Origin of the sequence: Pyrinomonas methylaliphatogenes, from assembly GCF_000820845.2 — a bacterium.
GTDB lineage: Bacteria > Acidobacteriota > Blastocatellia > Pyrinomonadales > Pyrinomonadaceae > Pyrinomonas > Pyrinomonas methylaliphatogenes.
This window is the reverse complement of sequence record NZ_CBXV010000008.1, coordinates 34844-60000: the sequence shown is the minus strand read 5'-3', so window position 1 is coordinate 60000 and position 25157 is coordinate 34844. Positions and strand designations below refer to the sequence as shown.

Genomic DNA, 25157 nt, shown 5'->3' with positions numbered 1-25157 from the left:
GCGAGGTTAAGCCGACGAGGCGGAGCCGAAGCGAAAGCGAGTCCGAAGAGGGCGTTGAGTCTGTGGCACGAGGACGCGAAGCGAGATGATCTAGGCATGGCCAGGATGAAGCCGAGGTAACACTCGGTGGAGGTCCGAACCAGTGTGGGTTGAAAACCGCTTGGATGAGCTGTGCCTAGGGGTGAAAGGCTAATCAAATCTCGTGATAGCTCGTTCTCGCCGAAATGGTTTTAGGGCCAGCCTCGGACTAGAGCGTCGCGGTGGTAGAGCACTGAATGGGCTAGGGGCCCCACAGGGTTACCGAACCCAATCAAACTCCGAATGCCGCGCACGTGTTCTCCGGGAGTGAGACTGTGGGGGCTAAGCTCCATGGTCGAGAGGGAAACAACCCAGACCGACAACTAAGGCCCCAAAGTCGTGGTTAAGTGGAAAAGGAGGTGGGGACGCCCTGACAGCCAGGAGGTTTGCTTAGAAGCAGCAATCCTTTAAAGAAAGCGTAATAGCTCACTGGTCAAGCGGCCCTGCACCGACAATTCAACGGGGCTTAAACCACGCGCCGAAGTTTCGGATCGCGAAGGTCGCTGATCTTCGCGATGGTAGGCGAGCATTCCGTAGCTGCGAAGCGGTTCCGAAAGGGCCGTTGGAGCGATCGGAAAAGACTCTGTCGGCATAAGTAGCGACAACGCGGGCGAGAACCCCGCGCGCCGAAAACCTAAGGTTTCCTCTGTAAAGTTAATCTGCAGAGGGTAAGTCGGTCCCTAAGGCGAGGCCGAAAGGCGTAGCCGATGGAAATCCGGTTAAAATTCCGGAACCACCAGCGTGTGCTGTGGGGGGACGCAGTCGGGTAGGCGAGACCGGCGATGGATGTCCGGTTGAACGCCGCGAGCCCGTCGCTTAGGCAAATCCGGGCGACACACAGGGCGAGCGGGCGGGACGAAAGTACGCCCCTTCGGGGGCGGAAACAAGTCGCCGACCCCAGCTGCCAAGAAAAGCCTCGGGCAGCTTCAACACGCATGGTGACCGTACCGCAAACCGACACAGGTAGGTGGGGTGAGAATCCTAAGGCGCTTGTGAGAACCCTCGTTCAGGAACTCGGCAAACTGGCCCCGTAACTTCGGGAGAAGGGGTGCCCCGGTAGGGTCTTCGGGCCCGAGGGGGTCGCAGTGAAAGGTCCCAGGCGACTGTTTACTAAAAACACAGGTCTCCGCAAACTCGTAAAGAGGATGTATGGGGGGCTGACGCCTGCCCAATGCCGGAAGGTTAAAGGGAAGGGTTAGCCGCAAGGCGAAGCCCTGAACTGAAGCCCCGGTGAATGGCGGCCGTAACTATGACGGTCCTAAGGTAGCGAAATTCCTTGTCGGGTAAGTTCCGACCTGCACGAATGGCGTAACGATCTGGGAGCTGTCTTAACGAGGGGCACAGCGAACTTGTAGTACCGGTGAAGATGCCGGTTTCCCGCGTCTAGACGGAAAGACCCCGTGGACCTTTACTACAACCTGATAGTGGGCTCGGGCAAATCATGCGCAGGATAGGTGGGAGGCTGTGAAGCCGGCCCTTCGGGGTCGGTGGAGCCACCGGTGAGATACCACCCTTGGTTTGTCTGGGCTCTAACCTGCCGCTGTGAATCCAGCGGAGGGACACTATCAGGCGGGTAGTTTGACTGGGGCGGTCGCCTCCTAAATGGTAACGGAGGCGCTCGAAGGTTGGCTCAGGCTGTTTGGAAATCAGCCGTAGAGTGCAAACGCATAAGCCAGCCTGACTGTGAGACACACACGTCGAGCAGGGACGAAAGTCGGAGTTAGTGATCCGGCGGTTCCGTGTGGAAGGGCCGTCGCTCAACGGATAAAAGGTACCCCGGGGATAACGAAAGTTGTCCCGATCCCATGGTAACATGGGATCTAGTTCGCGGCTTATAACGGTGGAGTCCTCAGCTTGGGAGGCTGGGGATAATACCGTGGGAAGTCTAGAGGAGCACCAAGTGTTAAAAAGGCAGCGTGAGATCCTGATTGGAACGATTCTCGGGGACGCTTGGCTGCAGCGCACAGGGAGAAGAAGCGCTCGGCTCCGATTGGAGCACTCGGAAAAACAGAAGGATTACATCTTCTGGAAGTACGAAGAGCTGAAGAACCTGATGCAAGATCAGCCAAAGCGAATCGAGCGTTTCAATCCGAGATTCAACAAAACTTACGTGTACTATCGCTGCCAATCGCACTCGAGTCCGACGTTGGGAAAATACAGGCGATACTTCTACGACGAAGCGGGCAGAAAGCGGGTGCCAGAGCAGATCGAAAAACTGCTCAGATCGCCGCTCTCTCTGGCGGTTTGGTACATGGATGACGGGCATTACTATGCGCGAGATAAGGTCGCTTTCATCTATTTGCCGAACTACACAGAGGAAGAGCTATCGAGGTTATGTAAAGCTCTTGGCCTGAACTTCGGCGTAGAACCAAAGCTGATTTACAAAAGGGGTCACCCTTGCCTGTATTTCCCTCGGTCAGAAACTGCTCGGTTGCATGCCATCATCGGCGAGCATGTCATCGAGAGCATGAAGTACAAAACTCCTCTTGACCCCGTAACGACTGAGGGCGAGTTGCCCGAGGACTCCGGTATGGAGTCAAGACGCCGCGCCCCCGACCTTGAGTTGGGGTGAAGATATAGTCTGCCCCTTCAGGTAACTGGAGGCATGGTGAACAGGCTGATCGGGCCCAAGAGTGCACATCGACGGCCCGGTTTGGCACCTCGATGTCGGCTCATCGCATCCTGGGGCTGAAGAAGGTCCCAAGGGTTCGGCTGTTCGCCGATTAAAGCGGTACGTGAGCTGGGTTTAGAACGTCGCGAGACAGTTCGGTCCCTATCTGGCGTGGGCGTAGCAGGACTGAGGGAATCTGTCCCTAGTACGAGAGGACCGGGATGGACCGACCTCTGGTGTACGAGTTGTCGCGCCAGCGGCAGCGCTCGGTAGCCAAGTCGGGCATGGATAAACGCTGAATGCATCTAAGCGTGAAGCCAGACCCAAGATGAGTCCTGCCCGTGAGACCCCTGGAAGACCACCAGGTTGATAGGCTGGAAGTGTAAGCGCAGCAATGCGTTTAGCTGACCAGTACTAATCGGTCCCATGGCTTGACCGTCGAATTTACTCGCTAGCAATGCCGCGCTACGGCTAGAATTGCGCGCTATTCGATTCTCAAAGGGCTTCAAACGAGATTTGAAAAGTTCCCCCGGTGATCATATCGGCAGGGAAACACCCGTTCCCATCCCGAACACGGAAGTTAAGCCTGCTGGAGCCGATGGTACTGCACGGGACACCGTGTGGGAGAGTAGGAAGTCGCCGGGTCTTGAATCGAAAGCCTACGCTTCGCGGCGTAGGCTTTCGTCGTTTTTAGCGACAGAGCGGATCTCCTCGGAGACTAACTCGAGGCTGCTTGCCCTAAAGGTGCGCCCTATTCGCGATGGCGTCAATTTTGTCTGGCACGATTCGCTGATTATACTCCTCGTAAATTCGCCGATAAGAGGCGCTTGATGCTCGAGAGGCCGTTTAAAATCTCATCCTATGCGATGGTCCTTTTGGGAAGCGTCGCTTTGCTTCTATCCGGGGCCATCGGATGGGAATTGAGCTTGATCTTCATGGCCCTTCTCGGCATCGCCATATCTTTCGAGGGGCGCCGCTGGCAGCTCTCCGAGCGCATGGGGCTATTGTTGCTCCTCATCGTCCTCCCTCTCCTCTATCTCGATTGGCGGCAGCAGATGGCCATCGTCGAGGGCGACGAGCGAGCGGCTGGGATGAGAGTATTGGTTCACCTTCTGCTCTCTCTCTCGGCGATCAGGCTCCTGCAGAAGAAACGGAATCGGGATTGGATCTTCCTCTATCTCATCTCGTTCTTCGAGGTTTTCCTCGCCGCCGGGTTGACGACGCGCCCTGCCTTTCTCGCCATCTTCTGCCTTTACATCCTAGCGGCGTTGATGGCGGCCATCTGTTTCGAACTCGGAAGCGCAAAGCGGCGCGGTTGGCGTGATGGCACAGAGTTACTCTATCGAATGGATCGGAGGGGAGGGCGCTTACTGGGGGGCGTCAACGGTTGGAGTCTACTGGCGGTCGCCTCTGCCCTATCGGTTCTGATCTTCGCGTTGGCGTTGCCCATCTTCTTCTTCGTTCCGCGCTTTGAAGCGGGCGCGTTCGCGCGTGCGGGAGGTGGGATTGCCGGGTTCGTCGGTTTCGCCGAGGGGATGCGGCTCGGCGATATAGGGCGACTACAGCAGAGCGATCGCATCGTCATGCGCGTCAGGGTAGAGGGGGGTGGGCAACGCCTTACGCCGCTGCGCTGGCGCGGCGTGGCACTGGACCGATTCGATGGCACCGATTGGACTCGTTCTTCGACCGCGGCGCTCATTGTGCGTGGGAGCGAGCGCAATCTCTTCCAGTTGGGGACGGTCGAGTCGTTACATCAATTGACGACGGAGACGTTCTTCTTAGAGCCGATCGATACCTCGGTGCTCTTCGCCGCGCCGCGGGTGGTGGCCGTCCAAGGGGCTTTGCCTTTTGTGCGCGTCGATGCCGAAGGCGGGCTGTCGAGTTTGGCCCATCCGTTCGAACGCCTTACCTACCGCGTCTATTCGGATGTGGAAGAACCGGACGCGCAAACCTTACGCGCGGACAAGCTCGGCGCGCTCGACTATCCCGCCGGCTATGCGCGGTATTTACAGCTTCCAGCCAATCTCGACCCGCGCATTGCGGCTTTGGCGCGTACGGTGATAAAGCAAGCGGGCGCTCAAAACGTTTATGATGCGGCGCGCGCGATCGAGAGCTATTTGCAGACGAATTACCGTTACTCGTTGGAGATGAGGGCGAGCGGGCCGGATCCGCTCGCCGATTTCCTCTTCCGCGTGCGCGCCGGACACTGCGAGTATTTCTCGTCGGCGATGACCATCATGTTACGAACACAAGGGATCGCCGCTCGCGTCGTCAACGGCTTCAAGAGGGGCGAGTATAACGACGCGGCGGATGTCTACGTCGTCCGCCAGCGCGATGCGCACTCGTGGGTCGAGGTCTATTTCCCGACGGCCAACTTCTGGGCCAGTTTCGATCCGACGCCTTTCGTCCCTTTTCAAGATGGGGCGCCGAGCGGCAGTTGGTCGAGCGATCTGCGGAAATACGCGGAGGCGTTGGACCTGCTCTGGTGGCAATATGTCATCGGTTATGATCAGCAGGAGCAACGCCAATTGGCGCGCGTCCTAAACAGGAAGCTTCGCAACGGGCGCGACGATCTGGCGGCGTGGGGCGATGAGGTTCTGCGTCGAATGAGGACCGATGCGCAGGCGCGGCGCGCGTTGTGGATGGTAGTCTTGTTGATGTTTATCGCTCTGGCGGCTTTCAAAGGGCGAGGCCTGTTGCGGATCGCGAGATGGTGGAAGGCGCGTCGCGGCGAACGGACGACGATCGACTTCTACGATCGCATGACGAAAATCTTGGCGCAGCGCGGTTATAAACGCACGCCGCATCAGACGCCGCTCGAGTTTGCCGCCGAAATCGGGATGCCGGAAGCGGTCATGCTCACGCGAGCCTACAATCGCGTGCGTTATGGCGGGCGCGGTCTGAGCGCGGAAGAGGAGGCGCAGGTCGAAAACTGGCTTCGAAGGCTCGAAGAGGAGTTGGTTGTGGGTAAAGGTTTGAGCATCATCGCGGCGAGGCGCGATTTGAGGTGATCGAATGAAGAAGGTCGGATTTATCAGCTTAGGCTGTCCGAAGAACTTGGTCGATAGCGAAGTGATGATGGGCCAGCTCAGCGCGGCTGGTTACCAGATCACGAACGAAGCGGCGCAGGCGGAGACCCTTGTCGTCAACACTTGCGGTTTCATCGAAGAGGCGAAGAGGGAGTCCATCGAGGCCATTTTGGAAGCGATTCGCTTGAAGGAGCAAGGGGTTTGTCGTCGCGTCATCGTCGCGGGCTGTTTGGTCGAGCGCTATCGCGCTGAGCTCGCTGCCGAATTGCCCGAAGTGGATGCCTTCATCGGGACGGATCAAGTGCGCGATATCATCGCCGTTTGCGATGAGCGGGCGAATTCGCGCGCCTTGCCGGTTCTGCCGATGGGCGAGATCTCTTATCTCTACGATGATGAGACGCCGCGCTTGCTTGCCACGCCGAAGCATTTCGCTTACATCAAGATCGCCGAAGGATGTGATCGACCGTGCGCTTTCTGCGCCATTCCGCGGATGCGCGGTCGATTTCGCAGCCGCCGCTTCGGCTCAGTTTTGCGCGAGGCGGAACAGCTCATCGCGCGCGGCGTCAAAGAGCTGATCCTCGTCGCTCAGGACTCATCGCGTTACGGCGAGGATCTGGGAATGAAGGATGGACTGGCCCAGTTACTGCGTGCGCTCGCGCGGCTCGATGGGGTCGAGTGGGTGCGCGTGATGTACGCCTACCCGACGCACATCAGCGATCTTTTCCTTGACGTGATGGCCGAGGAGCCGAAAGCGGTCAAATATTTGGACCTGCCTTTGCAGCACGCTTCGGCGCGCATCTTGAAACTGATGCGGCGCGGTGGGACGCGCCGCAGCCTCGAGCGATTGATCGAGCGCGTGCGGCGGCGCGTCCCCGGCATCGCCATCCGCACGACTTTCATCACCGGCTTTCCGGGTGAAACGGAGGAGGACTTCGCCGAACTGCTCGATTTCGTCAGAAGCGTCGAATTCGATCGCGTCGGCGTCTTCACCTACTCTGATGAGGAAGGCACGCCGGCTTACTCACTACCTGACAAGGTCGCCGCGCGCGTTGCGAAGCGAAGAAGAGCGCGTCTGATGCGCGAGCAAGCGCGCATCTCGCTGCGAAAGAATCGCGCGCGCATCGGCTCGACCGTCCGCGTCCTTTTCGAGGGAAGATCATCGGAGACGGATCTTCTGTGGCAAGGGAGGATGGAGACGCAAGCGCCGGAGATAGATGGGTGCGTGCTGATCAACGAAGCGCCCGATGGGTGCAGACCGCAGCCGGGCGAGTTCGTCACCGTAGAGATCACCGATGCGCACCCGCATGATCTGGTCGGTCGCATCGTCTAACACGTGTGCCAGGGTTCGAAAGTTCGAGAAGCTATGAAGGTCGAAGAGACGAGCGATGTGTCGTTTGCGCGAGGCGCCGAGGATGGCGAACGCGCAATGAGCTGGCGTGGGCCGCGCGACGCGGTCGCGCTGGCGATCGCAAGTTGCGGCGTCGGATTCATTCCACTCGCGCCAGGGACATGGGGATCGGCTCTCGGGGTTGCGCTCTACTTCGCCGTGCAGGCTTCTGAGGTGGCATGTGGCGCTAAGGTGGCGCGAGTCATCCTTGTGTCGCTCATCATCGTCTTGGCTTTCGTCGGTAGATGGGCGGCGACGCAAACCGAAGCGATCCTCAAGCGAAAGGATCCCGGACCGGTCGTGATCGATGAGGTCGTGGGCCAGCTCGTCGTCTTCCTTTTCGCGGCGCGAGCGGTTGATTGGCGGATGGCGCTAGCCGGATTCATTCTGTTCCGCCTCTTCGACACGTGGAAGCCCTATCCGATACGGCGCGTCGAACGTCTAGCGTCAGGCACAGGAATCATGGCGGACGATCTGATCGCGGGCCTTTACGCGGGAGCGGCGCTCTGGGCGCTTCCCTTCTGGCATCTGTGGTGAACGATCTTCTGTGTTGGGGGGCGAGGGGATGAGAGAGGAGAAGGATCCGAAACCGGCTGAAGATGTGGCAGGCGATACGGGAGTAAAGCGCGAACGAGGGCATGAGTGGGGCGCGACGCAGACAGTGCCCGAACTCGAGGATGTCGAGGAGGTTCCATCGGAGGATCTTCCCGAAAAGCCATCCCCGGAAACGGAAGGGCCGGTGCTTTGACGCCCGGTCTTCATCGAAGATCCAATGAAGATCGTTCGCGTCATCGCTCGATTGAACGTGGGTGGGCCGGCGCGTCACGTCGCGTGGTTGACGGCTGGACTGGGGAGGTACGGGTACGATTCGACGCTCGTTTGCGGAACGGTGCCGCCCGGCGAAGATGATATGAGCGAATTTGCGCGCGCGCTCGGCGTCGAGCCGGTCCGCATTCCGGAGATGAGTCGCGAGATCTCGCCGAAAGATCTCATCTCGATCTGGAAGCTCTATCGCCTGCTGTGTCGCGTGCGGCCTGATATCGTGCACACGCATACGGCCAAGGCGGGAACGGTGGGGCGCGTTGCCGGTCTGCTCTATCGGTACTTGACGCCATCCGCGTTGATCGGAAGGCCGCGTCGTTGCCGGTTCGTCCACACCTATCACGGGCACATCTTCCATAGCTATTACGGTCCAGCGAAGACGCGCCTTTTTCTCGCGATCGAGCGCGCGCTGGCCCGTTGGGCGACGGATCGGATCATCGTCATCAGTCCGCAGCAGCGTCGTGAGATACACGAGCGTTTTGGCGTCGGGCGTGCCGAACAGTTCGCCATCATTCCGCTCGGATTGGATCTCGGCGCCTTCGCCGATTGGAGCGCGCGACGTGAAGGGGCGCGACGCGAGTTGCTATTAAGAAGCGGGGCGGCGGCAGACGCTCTGCTCGTCGGCATCGTGGGGCGTTTGACCGAGATAAAAAATCATCGCCTTTTCCTTCGCGCGGCGGCGCGCTATTTGGCCTTGTGTCGCGGCGAGCGGCGGAGCGACGTGAGGTTCATCATCATCGGCGATGGGCATCTACGGCGCGATCTTGAGGATGAGGCGCGTGCGCTCGGCATCGGTCCGGCGGTCCATTTCACGGGCACGCGCAACGATCCGGAGAATTTCTACGCGGCACTCGATATCGTCGCTTTGACTTCGCGCAACGAGGGGACGCCGTTGACGCTCATCGAGGCGATGGCGTGCGAGCGGGCGGTCGTCGCCACCGAGGTCGGCGGCGTAGGCGATCTCCTCGGGACGGCGCGCGACTTGCAACTTGGCGAAGAGGGATACAAGATATGCGAGCGTGGCGTGCTCGTTCGACCGGATGACGAGCAGGGCTTCAGCCTCGCGCTCGATCGGCTGATCGAGGACGCGGCGTTGAGGCGCGAGTTGGGATATCGCGCGCGCCTGTTCGTCGAACGCGCCCACTCGCTCGACAGGCTTCTGGCCGATGTCGCGCGCCTTTACGCCGAGTTGCTGGCGGAGGAGCGAAGCGCGGCTTGCGCGCGGGAAGAACGGCGCGCATGAACTTCCGCTGAAAGGAGCATTGAGCTTTGCGCGTTTTGATCACAGGAGGAGCAGGGTTCATCGGATCGCACCTTGCCGATGCTTATATCGAACGCGGAGATGAAGTCTACATCATCGATGATCTGTCCACGGGCAGCATCGAGAACATCAAGCATCTGAAGGCCCATCCGCGCTTCCATTACACGATCGATAGCGTCCACAACGCACCTATAGTCGCCGAGCTGGTGGACCAGTGCGATGTCGTCTTTCATCTCGCCGCCGCCGTCGGCGTCCGTCTCATCGTCGAAAGTCCCGTGCGCACGATCGAAACCAACGTGCACGGGACGGAGGTCGTGCTCGCCCAGGCGAACAAGAAGAAGAAGAAGGTGCTGATCGCTTCGACCTCGGAAGTCTACGGCCTGAGCGCCGACGTGCCGTTTCGCGAAGATGGGTGTCTGGTCCTCGGGGCGACGACCAAAGGGCGATGGAGCTATGCCTGTTCGAAAGCGATCGATGAGTTCCTCGCGCTCGCCTATTGGCGCGAGAAGCGATTGCCGACCATCATCGTGCGGCTCTTCAACACGGTCGGGCCGCGGCAAACGGGCCAGTACGGCATGGTCATCCCGACCTTCGTCAAACAGGCGCTCGCCGGGCGCCCCATCACCGTTTACGGCGACGGGCGTCAATCGCGCTGCTTTTGCCACGTGAGCGACGTCGTCGGCGCGCTCATGCGTTTGATGGAGCATCCACAGGCGGTCGGCGAAGTCTTCAACATCGGGTCGAACGAAGAGGTGACGATCTTGGAACTGGCCGAGCGCGTGCGCAAACTAACCGGCTCGCCTTCGGAGATCGTCTTCGTGCCATACGATGAGGCTTACGAGCAAGGGTTTGAGGATATGCCGCGGCGCGTGCCCGACATCTCGAAGATCAACGCTCTGGTCGGTTTTCGTCCGACGAAATCGTTGGATGAGATATTGCAGACGGTGATCGACTTCTATGCTGGACGGACAACCGCGCACGGCGATTAGCGTGCGGCAGTTGGAATGGATATGTTCCCCGGAACGTATCTCTTCGCGGCGATCGCGATATCTTTCGGTTTGGCGTTGACCGCCACCCTCGCTGTACGGACTTTCGCGCGCCATCGCGGCATCGTCGCGCAGCCGAAGGCCGATCGATGGCACAAGAAGCCGACGGCGATGCTGGGCGGAGTGGCGATCTTCGCGAGCGTCCTCATCGCCTACGCGCTCTTCGTCCCGCCGACGACCTATGGATGGGTCGTGATCTCGGCGAGCGCCTTTCTGTTCGCCGTCGGCCTGGTTGATGATTTCTTGCACATCAAGCCCTATCAAAAGCTGATCGGGCAAGTGATGGGCGCGACGCTCGTCGTTTACTATGGATTGCAACTCCCCTGGACCGGTTCGGCGACGATCAACATGGCGCTCACGATCTTCTGGTTGATCGGGATCACGAACGCGCTCAATCTGCTCGATAACATGGATGGGTTGGCGGCTGGGGTGGCGGCGATCGCCGCGATCTTCCTCGCGGCCAGTTTTCATGCGAATGGGCAACAGGCGGAGGCGCTGATGCTGGCGATCTTCGCCGCCGTGCTGCTGGGATTCCTCGTCTACAACTTCAATCCGGCCTCCATCTTCATGGGCGATTGCGGGTCGCTTTTCATCGGTTTCTTTCTGGCGAGCGCGGCGTTGATGAGCGCTGCCGGTGGGCGTTCGCGCAGTCTGTTCGCCGTGCTCGGCGTTCCCATCCTGATCCTGTTCATCCCGATCTTCGATACGACGCTGGTGACCATCGTGCGCAAACTCTTCGGACGCGCGGCATCGCAGGGCGGGCGCGATCACACGTCACATCGCTTGGTCGCGCTGGGTCTTTCGGAAAGGCGCGCGGTGCTGATGCTTTACGGTTTCGCCGCCTTGTCCGGGACGCTCGCCTTGCTTGCGCGCGATCTCAAGCTGGATGTGAGCATCGCCGTGACGCTCGGTTTTACGGTCATCCTCACGCTGCTCGGCGTCTATTTAGCGCGCGTGCAAGTTTACGACGAGGAGGAGATCAAGGCGGCGCGCGAACGCGCCATCTTCGCCTTCCTCGTCGATCTCTCTTACAAGCGGCGCATCTTCGAGGTGCTGCTCGATCTGTTGCTCATCATCCTCGCTTATTACAGCGCTTACGCGATGATGTTCGGGCCGTTTACGGGAAGCGGCGCTTGGCGCCTCTTTCTGCAGACGCTGCCGATCATCGTCTTCGTCAAGATGGCCGCTCTTCTCGTCATGGGCGTCTATCGCGGCATCTGGCGCTACACGAGCTTGAATGATCTGGTCGTTTTCGCCAAGGCCGTCATCCTCGGTTCGGTGGCGAGCGTGCTGGCGATCCTCGGCGTCTATCGTTTCGCCGGATTCTCGCGCGCCGTCTTTGCGCTCGACGGTCTGCTGCTCTTCTTGATGCTTGCCGGAAGCCGTTTGACCTTTCGCCTCTTCCGCCGCCTGTTGCCGGCGCCGCGCGCGCGTCAGGGAAGGCGCGTGTTGATCTACGGCGCGGGCGATGCCGGCGAGTTGCTTCTGCGCGAGATACTCAACAACCCCGAACTCAATTACGCGCCGATCGGATTCGTCGATGACGATCCGTTGAAGAAGGGGAAGGTGATCCACGGCCTTCCGGTCTTCGGTGGAAACGGCATGTTGGGGGCGATCTGCAAAGAGCGAGGGATCGAAGAGGTTTTGATCTCGAGTCGCAAGATCTCGGAGGAGCGCGTGCGCCAAATCAAGCGCGATTGCGAAGAGGCGCGCGTCAAGTTGAAGCGCTTGCGGATTCAGATCGAACAGATAAGCGATGATGATGAATGAGCTTCCCATTTGAAGCGGCGCGGCATGTTGATGGATAATTCGTCAAGCTCGAACCACGGACCGGAGAAGATGTCTTCCGATCGACTCGTTCTGATCAACGTGTTGCCGGCGTGGCGGCGCGCATCGCTCATCCTGCTGAGCTTGGGCGCGCTCGCGGCAGCGTGGATCGTCGCGCGTTGGTGCATCGGCCACACGATGGCCGAACGCGCTCCCGACTCGGAAACGGCGCGCATCGCCGCGCGGCTCGTGCCGTTCGATCCGCAGCCTTACTACAGCCTCGCCGTGCGAAGCTCGCGCGAAGCGCTCACGACCGAAGAGATCGCCGCAACGCTTGAGGATTACGAACGAGCGGTCGCGCTCTCGCCGCACGATTATCGCCTGTGGGTGGAACTTGGGCGCGCGCGCGAACAAGCGGGCGATCCTTCGGGCGGCGAGCGGGCATTGAAACGCGCGGTTGAACTCGCCCCTCACTACGCGCAACCGCGTTGGATGCTGGGGAACCTCCTGCTGCGACAGGGGCGGACGGACGAGGCGTTCGAGCAGTTGAAGGTCGCTGGCGAAGCCGATCCGACCTTGCGCCCGCAGATCTTCAACCTCGCATGGCACGTTTACGATGGCGATATCCCGACGGTGATCGCGAAGGTCGGCAGCTCCGCTGGCGCGCGCGCGCAACTGGTCCAGTATCTGCTGGGATTGCGGCGGCTCGATGATGCTTTGCAGCTATGGAATAGTTTGAGCGCCGACGAAAAACGCGACCAACGCGAGGCCGGGGAAGCGCTGATCAGATCGTCATTTGAAGCCAAGCGCTTTAGGCTCGTGCTCGATATTCATCGCGCGCTCGAACCCGAATCGCCGGCGGCGGTGGGCAGATTGCTCAACGGGGATTTCGAGGAAGATGTCGCCACTTACGGCGCGGACCTTTTCGGGTGGCAGGTGGCCCAAACCTCGCAGCCGCAGATCCGCCTCGACGCGCGCGTCGCTTATAGCGGGGAGCGGAGTCTCCGGCTCATTTTCAACGCGCCGAAGACGATCGAGTTTCGCGGCGTCTCGCAATTCATCGTCGTCGAACCGGCGACGCGCTACCGTCTGACCTACTTCTTCCGCACCGAAGCTCTGAAGAGCGCGAGCACGCTCGTCACCCAGGTGGTCGATGCGGGCAATCCCGATCGCGTGCTCGCCGAATCAGCCCCCGTGCCCGACGGGACGAACGAATGGCAACCCGTGACGCTCGATTTCACCACCGCGCCGCAGACCGAAGCGGTCACCGTGCGCATCGTGCGCGAACCATGTTTTTCAGCCGTGTGTCCGATTTTCGGGAAGATATGGTATGACAAGTTCATCCTTGAACAGATCGGCAACAGCGGAGGCTCTGGCGAAAGAAGAAGCGGTGGCGGCAGAAGCGCCGGTTAAACTGGAGTTGGTCGCCGAACTGCCGCATACGATCGCGAGCCGCTTCGTCATCCTCATCATCTGTCTGGCGATGGTCCTTTCGACCCTCGCCTACGGCACGGTTCACACCTGGTCGCTCGCCTTCTTTCAAGCGGGCGCGGCGGCGATCGTCTTCTTCTGGGCCGTTGACGCTTGGCGGACCGGCTGGTTGCGCGTAAGTCGCAACGCGCTGCAACTGCCGCTCATCGGCTTGGCTTTGATCGGACTGGTCCAGTTGTTGCCGATCGGCGCGGCCATCGGGACGGACGCGCTGTCGGTCGAACCGGTCAAAACGCTTTCGCTCGATCCTTTCTGGACGCGCATCGCCATCATCCAGATAGTTTCGCTGACGATCTACTTCGCCGCGACGCTCGCCTTCGTCGATAGCCCGCGCCGTTTGCGGCTAATGGTCCGCACGATCACGATCTTCGGTTTCCTGCTCGCGCTCTTCAGCATGATGCAGGCGTTCACGAGTCAGGGGAAGATCTTCTGGGTCGCTGAATTGAAGGATGCGATCCCGTTCGGACCGTTCATCAACCGGCACCATTTCGCCGGTTATATGGAGTTGGCGCTCGCTCTGCCGCTGGCGCTGGCGCTCGCCGGCGGCGCGGTCGAAGCCGACCGAAGGCTCCTTTACGGATTCGCTGCCGGATTGATGGGGATCGCGTTGATCATGACCAATTCGCGCGGCGGGCTCGTCAGCCTCGTCGCCGAGATCGTCTTCCTCATCTCGTTGACGGAGTTCCGCGCGCGAAAGGAGGGCGACGCGACTGAAGAGCGATCCGGCTTGCGCCCCGTCGCGATCAGGCTCGGTCTGGCCTTCGCGCTGCTCCTCGCCATCGTCTTCGGATCGCTCCTGTACGGCGGCGAAGAGTCTTTGAGCCGTTTCTTCGGAACGGTCAATTCGCAGGATCCGACCACGGGGCGCGCCCATTTCTGGAGCGTCACGCTCGAAATCATCCGCGATCATCCGTTGCTCGGCGCGGGGCTCGGCGCTTACAGCCTCGCTTACACGCGGTATGATACGCGCGGCGGTCAGTTCCGCGTCGAACAGGCGCACAACGATTATCTGCAGATACTCTCCGATGCCGGAATAGTCGGCGCGGCGCTCGGCCTCGTCTTCATCATCGCTCTCTTTCGGCTCGGTTTCATCAGGCGACAATCGCGCGATCCTTTCCGCCGCGCCGTGGCGACGGGCGCGATGACCGGTTGCTTCGCCGTGCTGGTCCACAGCTTCTTCGATTTCACGCTCCACACGACGGCTAACGCGCTCTTGTTCCTGCTGCTGGCGGCGCTGGCTACTGTCAACGGGCGCGTCGAAGAGGCCCCCAAAAAGAAGAAGCGGCGCCGCCGACGCCGTTCGAGTTCTGCGGAGGCGCTCGAACAGGCAAAGGCTGAAAGCGACGCGCGATCGATTGAATCATCGGGCGAGGTGGCAGCGAGCGTTTGAAATGGGTCCACGGCGAACATCTCTTTCAAAATCAGAGAGGCGAAGGCAAAATGAGAATACTCGTCACCGGCGGCGCGGGGTTCATCGGTTCGCATCTGTGCGAACGATTGCTCAACGAAGGTCATGAGGTCATCTGTCTTGATAACTTCTTCACCGGGCGCAAGGAGAACATCTATCACTTGATGAGTAACCCGCGCTTCGAAGTGATTCGGCACGACGTGGTCCAGCCGATTCTGCTCGAAGTCGATCAGATCTACAACTTAGCCTGCCCCGCCTCGCCCGTGCACTACCAATACAATCCGGTCAAAACGGTGAAGACCAACGTGATGGGCACGATCAACATGCTCGGGCTGGCCAAGCGCGTCAAAGCGCGCATCCTTCAGGCTTCGACTTCGGAAGTTTATGGCGACCCGCAGGTCCACCCGCAGACGGAAGACTACTGGGGAAATGTCAATCCGATCGGAGTCCGTAGTTGCTACGACGAAGGGAAGCGCGTCGCCGAAACGTTGATGATGGACTACCATCGACAGAACAAGGTCGATACGCGCATCGCGCGAATCTTCAATACCTACGGCCCGCGCATGTTGGAGAACGATGGGCGCGTCGTCTCGAACTTCATCGTGCAGGCTCTGCGCGGCGAGGAGCTCACCGTTTACGGTTCGGGCGCGCAGACGCGCTCTTTCTGCTACGTGGATGATCTCGTCGAGGGTTTAATCCGTTTGATGAACACCGAAGCGGAAGACATACATCTTCCCGTCAACCTCGGCAATCCGGGCGAGTTCACCATCCGCGAGCTGGCCGAAGAAGTGGCTCGCCTGTGCGGTCGCGAAGTGCGCGTCCGGTACTGCCCATTGCCGCAGGACGATCCTCGACAGCGTCGCCCCGATATCACGCGCGCGGAGCGGCTTCTCGGTTGGAGGCCGACCGTGCCTCTTCGGGAAGGCTTGCAGAAGACGATCGCCTATTTCGCCGAACGCATCGACCGCGAAAGACGGGCGTAAATCGCCCGTCGAATCGCGCAGCGCCGTGCCGCACACCTCCTCGTTCCCGAAGCGGAATCCGGAAAGATTGGGAAGGCGAACGGTTCATCATCTGTCCAAGGACGGAGAGCGACCATAAGGCCGCCATGTGACCGCGGATGTGCCGATCATCTCACCTCTGAGGGCGGCGCGCCTTCCTCAAGTTCAAGATCGATCTCCTCGCGCTTCCCATTTGGTCGCGGCTAATTGTAGGATGAAGCGGAAGCTCGCCCTAATCCTGCTGAACGAGTCGCGAAGGGGGCGCAAATCGTGAAAGCCCAAGCGGAAGAGAGGCCGCGGACTCTGCCGCAATTGTGTCTGACGGCGCTCGGCAGGCACAATCGAGCCGACGCCGTCAACTACAAGCAGGGCGGGCGCTGGCGGCGCGTTTCGGCTCGCGAGTTCGCGCGTCGCGTGCGTTCGATCGCGCTCGGACTCGCCGAGCTCGGAGTACGCAAAGGCGACCGCATCGCGCTCCTTTCGGAGAATCGCCCCGAATGGTCCATCGTCGATCTCGCCATCCTGAGTTTGGGGGCCGTCAACGTCCCGCTCTACACGACGCAGACGCCCGATCAGATCCGCTTCATCTTGCAGGATTCGGCGGCGCGCGTCCTTTTCGTCTCGAATGCGCGTCTGTTGCGGCGTGCGCGCCAAGCTTTGGAGGGGATCGAATCGCTCGAACGGATCAGCATCTTCGATGCGGAGGCGGATGAAGATGCTCTATCGCTCGCCGCGCTCGAAAAGCGCGGCGAAGAGATGGACCGGCGCGATCCGGCGCGGTTCGATCTTTTCGTCGGCGAAGTGGAGCCCGATGATCTGGCGACGATCATCTACACTTCGGGGACGACCGGCGAACCCAAAGGCGTGATGCTCAGCCACGGGAACTTCGTCGCCAACGTCCTTTCGATCTCGAGCGCACTTCCGATCACAGCGAAAGACGTCGCCATCTCCGTCCTGCCGCTTTCGCACATCTTCGAACGCACGGTCTTTTACGTCTTCTGCTGGAACGGCGTTGCCGTCCATTACGCCGCTTCGTTCGATCAGGTAGGTGAGTTCTTGGCCGAGGTGCGCCCCACTGTGATGACCGCCGTGCCGCGCCTCTTCGAGAAGGTCTATCATCGCATCGTCAAGCGCGGGATGCAGGGAAGCGCCTTGCGGCGGAGGATCTTCTCCTGGGCGCTTGAAGTGGGCCAGCGTTACGCTGAGGCTCTGGATCGCGACGAAAAGAACGTTCCGGCGTCGCTTCGCTTGGAACACGCGCTCGCCGATCGGCTGGTCTTCTCCAAATGGCGCGCTGGCGTCGGCGGTCGCCTGCGCTATTTCGTCTCGGGCGGTGCGCCGCTTGCGCCGTCGCTATCGCGCGCGTTTCTCGCCGCCGGCATCCCGATCCTGCAAGGTTATGGGATGACCGAAACGTGCATCGTCTCGGCTAACAGGCCGGAAGATAACTGCATCGGATCGGTCGGCTTGCCCTTCCCGGGCGTCGAGGTGCGCATCGCCGAAGACGGCGAGATCCTGGTCCGAAGTCCGAGCGTGATGCGCGGTTACTACAACCTTCCCGAAGAGACGCGCGCGATGTTCACCGCAGACGGCTGGTTCCGGACGGGCGACGTCGGGCATATGGATGAGCGCGGCCATCTTTACATCACCGATCGGAAGAAGGAGTTGTTCAAACTCTCGAATGGGAAGTATGTCGCGCCGCAGCTCGTCGAGAGCATGATCAAACGAAGCGCGCTCGTCAATCAAGTGGCAGTGGTCGGCGCTGGAAGGAAATTCCCCGTGGCGCTCGTTGTGCCAGATTGGGAAGCGTTGGCCGAGGCGATGGCGGGAGAACGGGCCGTCCCGCCGAACTCGCCCGCGGAATGGAGCGGCGATCCCGTCGCGCGGCGCATCTTACAGCGCGAGATCGCGCGATGGACGGCTGAATTGAACGAGCATGAGAGGGTTCGTCGCGCCGCGATCGTGCCGGAAGAGTTTTCGATCGAGGGCGGCGAGCTGACGCCGACGCTCAAACTCAGAAGGCGAGTGATAGAAGAGCGTTACGCCCATTTGATCGATAGGCTATATAACGAAGAGAAAGATCGTTGATGCGTGATAATCTCATGGCTCCGGTGGCCATCCCGATCAGGAAGCCCCTGCTTTCGCCCCGAGGCGCTCACGTCTCTAGGAGGATCAGCGAATCATGCTCGGAAAATTCGAGCAAGTGAGATCGACTCACCACTAGCTCCGCTTCCGGTCGCAGTTGCCGCTCAGCATAGATGCGCAGATAGAGAGGGATCGGATTCTGCTGACAATTATCGGCAGCGGTTCTCGATTTTGGGGGGAAGCGCTTCAAAAGGTGTAGTTCCGCGCCGCAAAAATCGCAGGTCGATACGTGCTTAGCGATTTCCGCCCCCTCTTCCGGAGAGAGCGCATCATTTATGTATGAGAGCAGAGCATCCGTAGAAGGGCACGTCCGTTGTTTGCAAAACGCCGCCGTTTTAAAAGGGCGCATCTTTAGTCTCTCCCCGAGGACTCTTTAATAGGTCGCAAGACGCAGGCCTTAAAGGCAGAACCCAAACCACGCGCCGCCTGTGTGGCTGTAGCTAAGGGGGACAGACAAGTGTTAGCCGCGAGCACAATAGACGCGCTTCGTTCCGCCAACAGATAGAAAAAACTAATGCGCACCCATTTCCATAATCTCGGGCGAAAATAGCGGAACGCTGGTCCATTTCGCCCCCAGTCAACTCTCTCGGCGCGATTGGTGTAAAAAAATGTTGCTCATTTGGGGATTTATTGGTAACATCTTTCGCGTCGTGGGGGCCCGCGCCCTTTCGGCTCCCCAGTTAGTGAGTCGCTCCCTTTCCCCTTTGCGGCTGTTGGGCGCGGACCTTGAGCGGAGATAGCGGGGCTTGAAAGCGAAGAGTTCCGTCAAACGCCGCTCTCCTCGGAACATCAGACAGGTATCGCTCTAGCCAGACGAGACCCTACCTAGAGCGGTGCTTCGTTGAAAATCTTTAATAAAGGATTTGGTGTGAAGGCGCGAGATATGGAAGGCGGCTAACGACGAGGATCGCTCTCGATGTTTGCTGCTGTTCAAAGGTTTTTGGAGGCGCGAGGACCCCGAACCCTCGGCGAGAACCTCTCACAAGGCTTTGACCTAAATCCAGCTTGCACGTCGCTGTTCGTATAGATCATGCCTAGCTGAGCCTTCAAGGGATTTCATCGTCAAATATGGTTGTCATATCTGCCGAGCACAACGACCATTCAGAGCACTCTGCGACCAGCAACAAGTACAGCGCAGGGGAGGGTGGGGCGCGTCAGCCGGGCCAATGGCGCGACTGGCTGACCCGTTCCGATGTCGGGCGATTATGGACCGAGTTGCATCGCATCGTTTGTCAGCATCCGCTAGTCAGAGCTTCGCAAAGCGCCGGTCTGCTTACGGAAGGTGAGGGACGCGCCAGCGCTTATACGGATTTAACACAAGAGCTCTTCGTCGCCTTATTGAGCAAAGGTCGTTTTCAGCACTATCTCGACACCGGGATGAGCGATGCGGAGATCGAGTGTGAGATCGGGCAGATCGAACTGACCAATATATTGACCGCGGAATTGCGCAAACGACATCCGGAATCTTACCGCTTGGCGCGGCGGATTTCGACCATCATCCAGTCGAGTCCGAATTTCCGCCGATTCGATGGGGCAGGCTCCGATGACCCCTATCGTCGATTGGGCGATCGCGTCTACGGGTTGCGCGAATGGCCCGATAGTAAAGCGCGCCGTCCGACGCATGAGTTGGAGCAGCGCGTGCAGATGGTCCCAGTGCGCCAACGCGATACGCGCATGGTCGGGTGTACGGGAGACGCGCAGATCATCATCAGCAACTCGGATCTGGAAGATCTGATCGTTTCTGTCCTCGAAGCGGTCGATTCTCCGGTCGATGTTCGAACCTTGCGCAGTCTCGTCATGTCGCGTCTGCCCGTCATGGACATCTACTTGGTCCCGCTCGGGAGCGATGAGGTGGAGGATGGCGGGCGTCCTTTCGAGCCGGTGGATGGGCGCGATAACCCTGAGCAGGGACTGTTGCGTCGCGAGGCTGAGCGAGAAGCGGCCCGTTGTGTCGATCGTTTCCTTCAGGGGTTGTACGAAGCCGTGCGCGGCAAGAGCAAACAGTACAATCGCATTCTTGGCGTTTTGTGGTACTGCTACTTGAGCCCGGAACATATCACGCAACTTGAGGCGGCGGCGCGTTTGGGCGTCTCCGATTCGCTCGTTTCGGATTATCGGCGGCGCATAGAACAGCAGTTGCGCGCCCTAGCTTTTACCGAAGTCGAAGAGGCGCGCCAATTCGAGATCGCCTTGCGCGAGAGGGTGCGGGCCATCGTCTATGACGAGGAGAGCGTCGCCGTCTGAGAGGGGTGGCATAGGCCGTTTTAGCTGAAGGCCAGAAAAGCGCCTTCAATCCAGATCCCGCCTTCGCTCGTTTCGAGCGTGATGCGCGAGGCGAAGGGGTAACTGCGTCGAGGGGATGAGGATAGAGGTTGGGCGCATGGAGGCGCGTGAAGGAAGATGGCTGCGTCGGTACGGATCTGGACACCGTGCAGCGCGGAAGCTGAAATGAACAGGGGCGAAGATCAATTCGGTCCGGTGCTTGATTACGAGACGATCACGCCAGCGGGAAAGGATCTCTCGCGGGCGGGTGGCGACGATGAGGCGATCAGGCCGCCTCGATCACTAAAAGCGCAAGATGAGCTGGGAGGGGAAACTCTCCCTTTTTCGCATTCGGAGTCGGGCGCAGCATCTGCCGAAAGCGGGTCGAAAATTGAGGCTCACCCTTCTCTGGAGGTTGCAGATCGCGGGAAGAGTTCCGAGGAGATCGGCAAGGGCGAACCATGGTTGGCGCGGCGCGGCCATGCGATCAGTTACATTGGGCTATTTCTTTTCACCGCCGTTCTCTATTTTCGCCCCTATGAGTGGATCCCAGCGTTTTCGTCGCTGACTTCGCTCGCCTTCTGGCTCGCCGCCTTCACGCTGGTCGTCTTCATCCCGACGCAATTCGCGCTCGAAGGGAATCTGACGGCGCGCCCGCGCGAAGTCAACTTTTTGCTCCTCTTCTGCCTGTGGGCGCTTCTGGGGATGCCACTGGCCATCAATCCGGGCGAGGCTTGGGCGGCCTTCAGCGACTCCTTCATCAAAGTCGTCCTGATGTTCATCGTGCTGGTCAACGTGGTGCGCACCGAACGGCGGCTCAAAGGTTTGATGTGGTTATCGCTCGGCGTCGGCGTCTTTTTGAGCTACCGTGCGATCAGCGATTTTCAGAGCGGGAATTTGACGGTGAACGGTTTCCGTGTGAAAGGCGCGCTCGGCGGCATGTTCGGCAACCCCAACGACATGGCGCTTCATCTGGTGATGATGATCCCTATTGCCGTCGCGCTCTTTTTCGGTACGCGCAACCCCGTCCGCAAAATCCTCTATGCCGCGTGCGCCGCGTTGATGACGATGGCGATGGTCGTCACCTACTCGCGCGGCGCCTTTTTAGGATTTGTCGTCTCTTTTTTGGTCTTGATGTGGAAGCTCGGACGACGCCAACGCTTCAGCGTGATGGCCGTTGCCCTGTTGGTCTTACTGCTCTTTCTGATCTTTGCGCCGGGCAATTACGGTCTCAGATTGCTTTCAATCTTCATCCCTGAACTTGATCCAGTCGGTTCATCCATTGCTCGTAGGGATCTTCTTTGGCGTTCGCTCTTTGTCGCATTGCATAATCCAATATTCGGCGTCGGAATGGAAAACTTTCATATCGTATCTTCCCATGAATTAGTGAGCCACAACGCTTATACGCAAGTCGCTGCTGAGCTTGGTTTCCCAGCCCTCATTCTGTACATTGGCTTCATTGTGGCACCACTCAAAAAGCTGTGGCAGATAGAACAGAGGACTTTTGCGGACCGACGCACCTCATGCTTCTACCACCTAACTGTTGGATTGCAAGCTAGTATTATTGCGTACATGGTCAGTAGTTTTTTCGGTTCGGTTGCCTATCAATGGTATATATACTACATAATAGGTTATTCTATCGCTTTGCGCCGCATCTATATTATCTCACAAGAGGCACAGGATAGTGCAGTAAAGAAAAGCGAAGCGAGCAATTGAATATTCAAAATAGACCCTCGGTTGCAAAAAGGGGGGGACAGAGTTGATCACGTCCGTTCACAAGGGAGCATTGGTCAAGGCCGATCCGCTCGTGAGCGTCATCATCCCGGCCTACAACGTCGCTCCGTACATTCAAGAAGCGCTCGCTTCCGTTTTCGCGCAAACATTCGGCGACTATGAGACGATCGTGATAAACGATGCGTCGCCCGATACGCCGGAGCTGGAACGGGCGATCGAACCTTGCATCGAGCGCGTCGTTTACATCAAACACGCGAAGAACGGCGGTCCCGGCGGAGCGCGCAACACCGGATTAAATCACGCGCGCGGCGAGTATGTCGGCTTCCTTGATGGAGATGACGCGTGGGAGCCGGAGTTCCTCGACGTGCAGACGGAAGCGCTCATGCTCGATCCGGCGCTCGACATCGTCTGCGCCGACGCGCTTCTTTTCGGCGACTCGCCGCTTGCCGGTAAGACGTTCTTCGAAAGGGTGCCGACGCGCGAACCCGTGACGCTCGAAAGCTTGCTCGGCGTCGAGAGCGTGCTCGTCACTTCCGGCATCCTTGCCAGAAAGAGCGCGCTCGTCAAGGCCGGGGCTTTCGATCCGCAGTTCTATCATTCGGAGGATTTCGATCTATGGGTGCGCGTCGCGCGCCGTGGGGGACGAATAAAGTACACGCGCCGCCAGCTTGCGCGGCACCGCATACATCGAGTGAGTTTGGCTTACGATTCGACGCGCTTGTTCGAAGGGCAAGCGAACGTCTATCGCAAGCTGAAGGTGATCCTGAATCCCGACGAGCGCCTCAGCCGTCTGATCGATGCGCAACTCGAACGTTGTGCGGCGACGGTCGCGCTTGAGCGCGGCAAAAGGGCCTTTGCCAGCGGCGACTATCAGACAGCGGCGGCGGAGATAGAGAGGGCCAACGCTTTCTACCGCAGCCGAAAACTCTCCTGCGTGCTCGCCGGGTTGAGGCTCGCGCCACGCTTGCTCCATGTCCTGTACAGGGCGCGTCAGCGGCTCATGCCGCGGTTCGCAGATGCATGAATTTATCGACCCATGCGGGAGCGAAACTACAGAGTGGCGCACATCATGCCTTGGCCGACCGTCGGCGGCACGGAGCAGGCTACGCTGCGCATCGCCGAAGCGGTGCGCCCGTACGGTTTCGAGAGCGTAGCTTTTTGCCCCGGCGAGAAGTCGCCCGTGCACGAGATGTTCGCCACCGCCGGATTCGAGACGGTCTCCTACCACCCTGTCGAGCACAGCTACCGACGCGCTTGGCCTTTCCTTCGTTACTCGTGGCAGTTGGCACGCGAGTTCAGAAGAAGCAAGATCGATCTGGTCCATTGCGCCGATCTGCTCGCCGCGTACTACGCCGCGCTCGCCGGAAAGATGGCCTGGCTGCCCGTTGTGTGCCATATTCGGTGCGCTTTCGACGAGTTGTCGTGGCGTGATCGCAGCTTCCTGTGGCCCATCGACAGCTTTATCTTCGTCTCAAGGGATACGTGGCGAAGATTCGCTCACAAGGTCGATGAACGACGCGGCACGGTCGTCTATGACGGCATAGACTGCGCACGCGCGGACGCGCGAGCGGACGAAGTCAAGCGCGAGTTTGGTATTCCAGACGATCACAAGATCATCGGTATGGTGTCGCGCGTCGCGCCGGCGAAAGACTTCTCAACTCTTGCGAAAGCCGCAGTCAAGGTCATCGCCGAATACGGCAAAGTCACATTTTTGATCGTCGGGGATCATGAGAGCCTGCCTGCTTATCGCGCGCACTATGCGTTGGTCAAAAAGATGCTGAGCGAACAGGGGCTCGATGGCGCGTTCATCTTCACCGGTTTCCGCCGCGACGTTGCTCGCTTGTTGGCCGCGATGGACCTTTTCGTCCTTTCCACACACGGTGAAGGGCTCCCGCTCGTCGTGCTGGAAGCCATGGCGCATGGCAAGCCTGTGATCGCAACTGCCGTCGGCGGTTTGCCGGAGATCGTCAAGGATGGCGTGACAGGCTTGTTGCACGCTCACGGCGACGCTGAAACGTTTGCAGAGCAGATGCTCGATCTTTTGCGTGACGATGGCCGCCGGCAGCGGATGGGAGCGGCAGCGCAGCGCGAAGTGAGGGAGAGATGGAGCAAAGACCGCTTCGCTCGTGATATGATCGCCGTTTACAGCCGGGCGTTGGGCTTGAAAGATTCAGCTAGGGGCTCTTGCGAGTGCGGCGTTGAGTTGAAGAGAGCGTAGAGGCTTTCAGGGAAGAGGGGTCTGTCGAATGCTTGAATTGGCCGAGGATAAACGACGCATCAAGGTCATCCGCGCGCCGTCGCTTTCGTGGCGCGGCTTGTGGCAAAGCGTCCGCGCGCTCGTCGAATACCGGGATCTGTTCTACACGCTGAGCGCGCATCGGGTGAAGGTGCGTTACAAACAGTCCATGCTCGGCTTCGCCTGGGCCATCGTGCAACCGTTCACCTTGATGTTGATCTACACGCTGATCTTCTCGATCGTCACGCGCATGCCAAGCGAAGGGATGCCCTATGCCGTCTTCGCTTACGCCGCGCTGCTTCCGTGGACCAGTTTTTCGAACGCGTTGACGAGCGGCACTAACTCGCTCGTCAGTCACTCGCACCTTGTGACAAAGGTCTATTTCCCGCGCGAGATTTTGCCAGCGACCTATGTCGTCGCTTCGCTCTTCGACCTGACGGTTGGAGCGAGCGTGCTGGCGGTGATGATGATCTACTACGGGATCGTGCCGACCCTGTTGATCCTTTGGGTCGTGCCCATCGTTGCTGTGCTGACCGTCTTCATGCTCGGCGTGACGCTGGTGCTCTCGGCGCTTCAAGTCTACTTTCGCGACATCGGCATGGCGATGCCGCTTCTGATGCAACTGTGGCTCTTCGCTTCGCCCGTCGTCTATCCGCTGAGCGCTGTGCCAGCAAGGTTGTATCCCTTTTACGTTTTGAATCCGATGGCCGGGATCGTCGAGAACTTCCGGCGCGTTGTCCTTCAAGGCGCGGCGCCTGATCTTTACGCCTTGATCGTGGCAGCTTTGGTCTCTTTCGCGTTGCTTCCCGTGGCCTACGTTTTCTTCAAACGTTTGGAAGCGACTTTGGCTGATGTGGTTTAATCTCCGTATCGGTCGGT

17 protein-coding genes and 2 rRNA genes (1 of these 19 cut by a window edge) are annotated in these 25157 nt (G+C 59.5%); 18 read left to right on the top strand and 1 reads right to left on the bottom strand.

The window, feature by feature from the left end; genetic code table 11:
- From PYK22_RS11465 to PYK22_RS11405, 13 genes are all read left to right on the top strand, one after another.
- A 23S ribosomal RNA gene (locus PYK22_RS11465) occupies window positions 1-3128 on the top strand; it begins 650 nt to the left of the window's first position.
- Between the two features lie 89 nt (window positions 3129-3217).
- A 5S ribosomal RNA gene (rrf, locus tag PYK22_RS11460) occupies window positions 3218-3334 on the top strand.
- A 185-nt stretch (window positions 3335-3519) separates the two neighbouring features.
- A complete protein-coding gene (locus tag PYK22_RS11455) occupies window positions 3520-5700 on the top strand; it encodes a transglutaminase TgpA family protein (protein ID WP_041977469.1) in 2181 nt (726 codons plus the stop codon).
- Window positions 5701-5704: 4 nt separating this feature from the next.
- On the top strand, window positions 5705-7048 hold the full coding sequence (rimO, locus tag PYK22_RS11450; RefSeq protein ID WP_041977467.1) for a 30S ribosomal protein S12 methylthiotransferase RimO: 1344 nt from the start codon (window positions 5705-5707) through the stop codon (window positions 7046-7048).
- Between the two features lie 33 nt (window positions 7049-7081).
- Complete coding sequence (locus PYK22_RS11445; protein WP_211197686.1) at window positions 7082-7642, top strand: phosphatidylglycerophosphatase A family protein; 561 nt, start codon at window positions 7082-7084, stop codon at window positions 7640-7642.
- Window positions 7643-7670: 28 nt separating this feature from the next.
- Window positions 7671-7853 (top strand): hypothetical protein, encoded by a 183-nt coding sequence (locus PYK22_RS11440; protein WP_041977464.1) that lies wholly within the window; start codon window positions 7671-7673, stop codon window positions 7851-7853.
- Window positions 7854-7877: 24 nt separating this feature from the next.
- The gene (locus PYK22_RS11435; RefSeq protein WP_041977462.1) at window positions 7878-9170 is read left to right on the top strand and encodes a glycosyltransferase; all 1293 of its coding nucleotides are present in this window, start codon (window positions 7878-7880) and stop codon (window positions 9168-9170) included.
- 26 nt (window positions 9171-9196) lie between these two features.
- Window positions 9197-10177, top strand: a complete 981-nt coding sequence (locus PYK22_RS11430; protein WP_041977460.1) for a GDP-mannose 4,6-dehydratase — start codon at window positions 9197-9199, stop codon at window positions 10175-10177.
- 21 nt (window positions 10178-10198) lie between these two features.
- Window positions 10199-12004, top strand: a complete 1806-nt coding sequence (locus tag PYK22_RS11425; RefSeq protein WP_041978775.1) for a hypothetical protein — start codon at window positions 10199-10201, stop codon at window positions 12002-12004.
- A gap of 69 nt (window positions 12005-12073) precedes the next feature.
- A complete protein-coding gene (locus tag PYK22_RS11420; protein WP_041977457.1) occupies window positions 12074-13414 on the top strand; it encodes a tetratricopeptide repeat protein in 1341 nt (446 codons plus the stop codon).
- Window positions 13332-14882 carry an O-antigen ligase family protein gene (locus PYK22_RS11415; RefSeq protein ID WP_083437806.1) on the top strand — a complete coding sequence of 517 codons (1551 nt, stop codon included), beginning with the start codon at window positions 13332-13334 and terminating at the stop codon, window positions 14880-14882. Before PYK22_RS11420 ends, PYK22_RS11415 begins: the two co-directional genes overlap by 83 nt.
- Window positions 14883-14932: 50 nt before the next feature.
- Window positions 14933-15883, top strand: a complete 951-nt coding sequence (locus PYK22_RS11410; protein ID WP_041978773.1) for a UDP-glucuronic acid decarboxylase family protein — start codon at window positions 14933-14935, stop codon at window positions 15881-15883.
- A gap of 288 nt (window positions 15884-16171) precedes the next feature.
- A complete protein-coding gene (locus PYK22_RS11405; RefSeq protein WP_060635595.1) occupies window positions 16172-17989 on the top strand; it encodes an AMP-dependent synthetase/ligase in 1818 nt (605 codons plus the stop codon).
- A gap of 67 nt (window positions 17990-18056) precedes the next feature.
- Here the strand turns inward: PYK22_RS11405 and PYK22_RS11400 are convergent, their stop codons facing one another.
- A complete protein-coding gene (locus PYK22_RS11400) occupies window positions 18057-18395 on the bottom strand; it encodes an anti-sigma factor family protein (protein ID WP_041977452.1) in 339 nt (112 codons plus the stop codon).
- 719 nt (window positions 18396-19114) lie between these two features.
- Here PYK22_RS11400 and PYK22_RS11395 point away from each other — a divergent pair.
- From PYK22_RS11395 to PYK22_RS11375, 5 genes are all read left to right on the top strand, one after another.
- Window positions 19115-20290 carry a hypothetical protein gene (locus PYK22_RS11395; protein ID WP_041977450.1) on the top strand — a complete coding sequence of 392 codons (1176 nt, stop codon included), beginning with the start codon at window positions 19115-19117 and terminating at the stop codon, window positions 20288-20290.
- 156 nt (window positions 20291-20446) lie between these two features.
- Window positions 20447-22024: an O-antigen ligase family protein gene (locus tag PYK22_RS11390; RefSeq protein ID WP_083437804.1), complete on the top strand. Its 1578-nt coding sequence runs from the start codon at window positions 20447-20449 to the stop codon at window positions 22022-22024.
- Window positions 22025-22067: 43 nt separating this feature from the next.
- Window positions 22068-23066 (top strand): glycosyltransferase family 2 protein, encoded by a 999-nt coding sequence (locus PYK22_RS16790; protein WP_083437803.1) that lies wholly within the window; start codon window positions 22068-22070, stop codon window positions 23064-23066.
- Between the two features lie 12 nt (window positions 23067-23078).
- The gene (locus tag PYK22_RS11380; protein ID WP_041977444.1) at window positions 23079-24260 is read left to right on the top strand and encodes a glycosyltransferase family 4 protein; all 1182 of its coding nucleotides are present in this window, start codon (window positions 23079-23081) and stop codon (window positions 24258-24260) included.
- 28 nt (window positions 24261-24288) lie between these two features.
- A complete protein-coding gene (locus PYK22_RS11375; RefSeq protein ID WP_041977442.1) occupies window positions 24289-25140 on the top strand; it encodes an ABC transporter permease in 852 nt (283 codons plus the stop codon).
- Window positions 25141-25157: the final 17 nt, after the last annotated feature.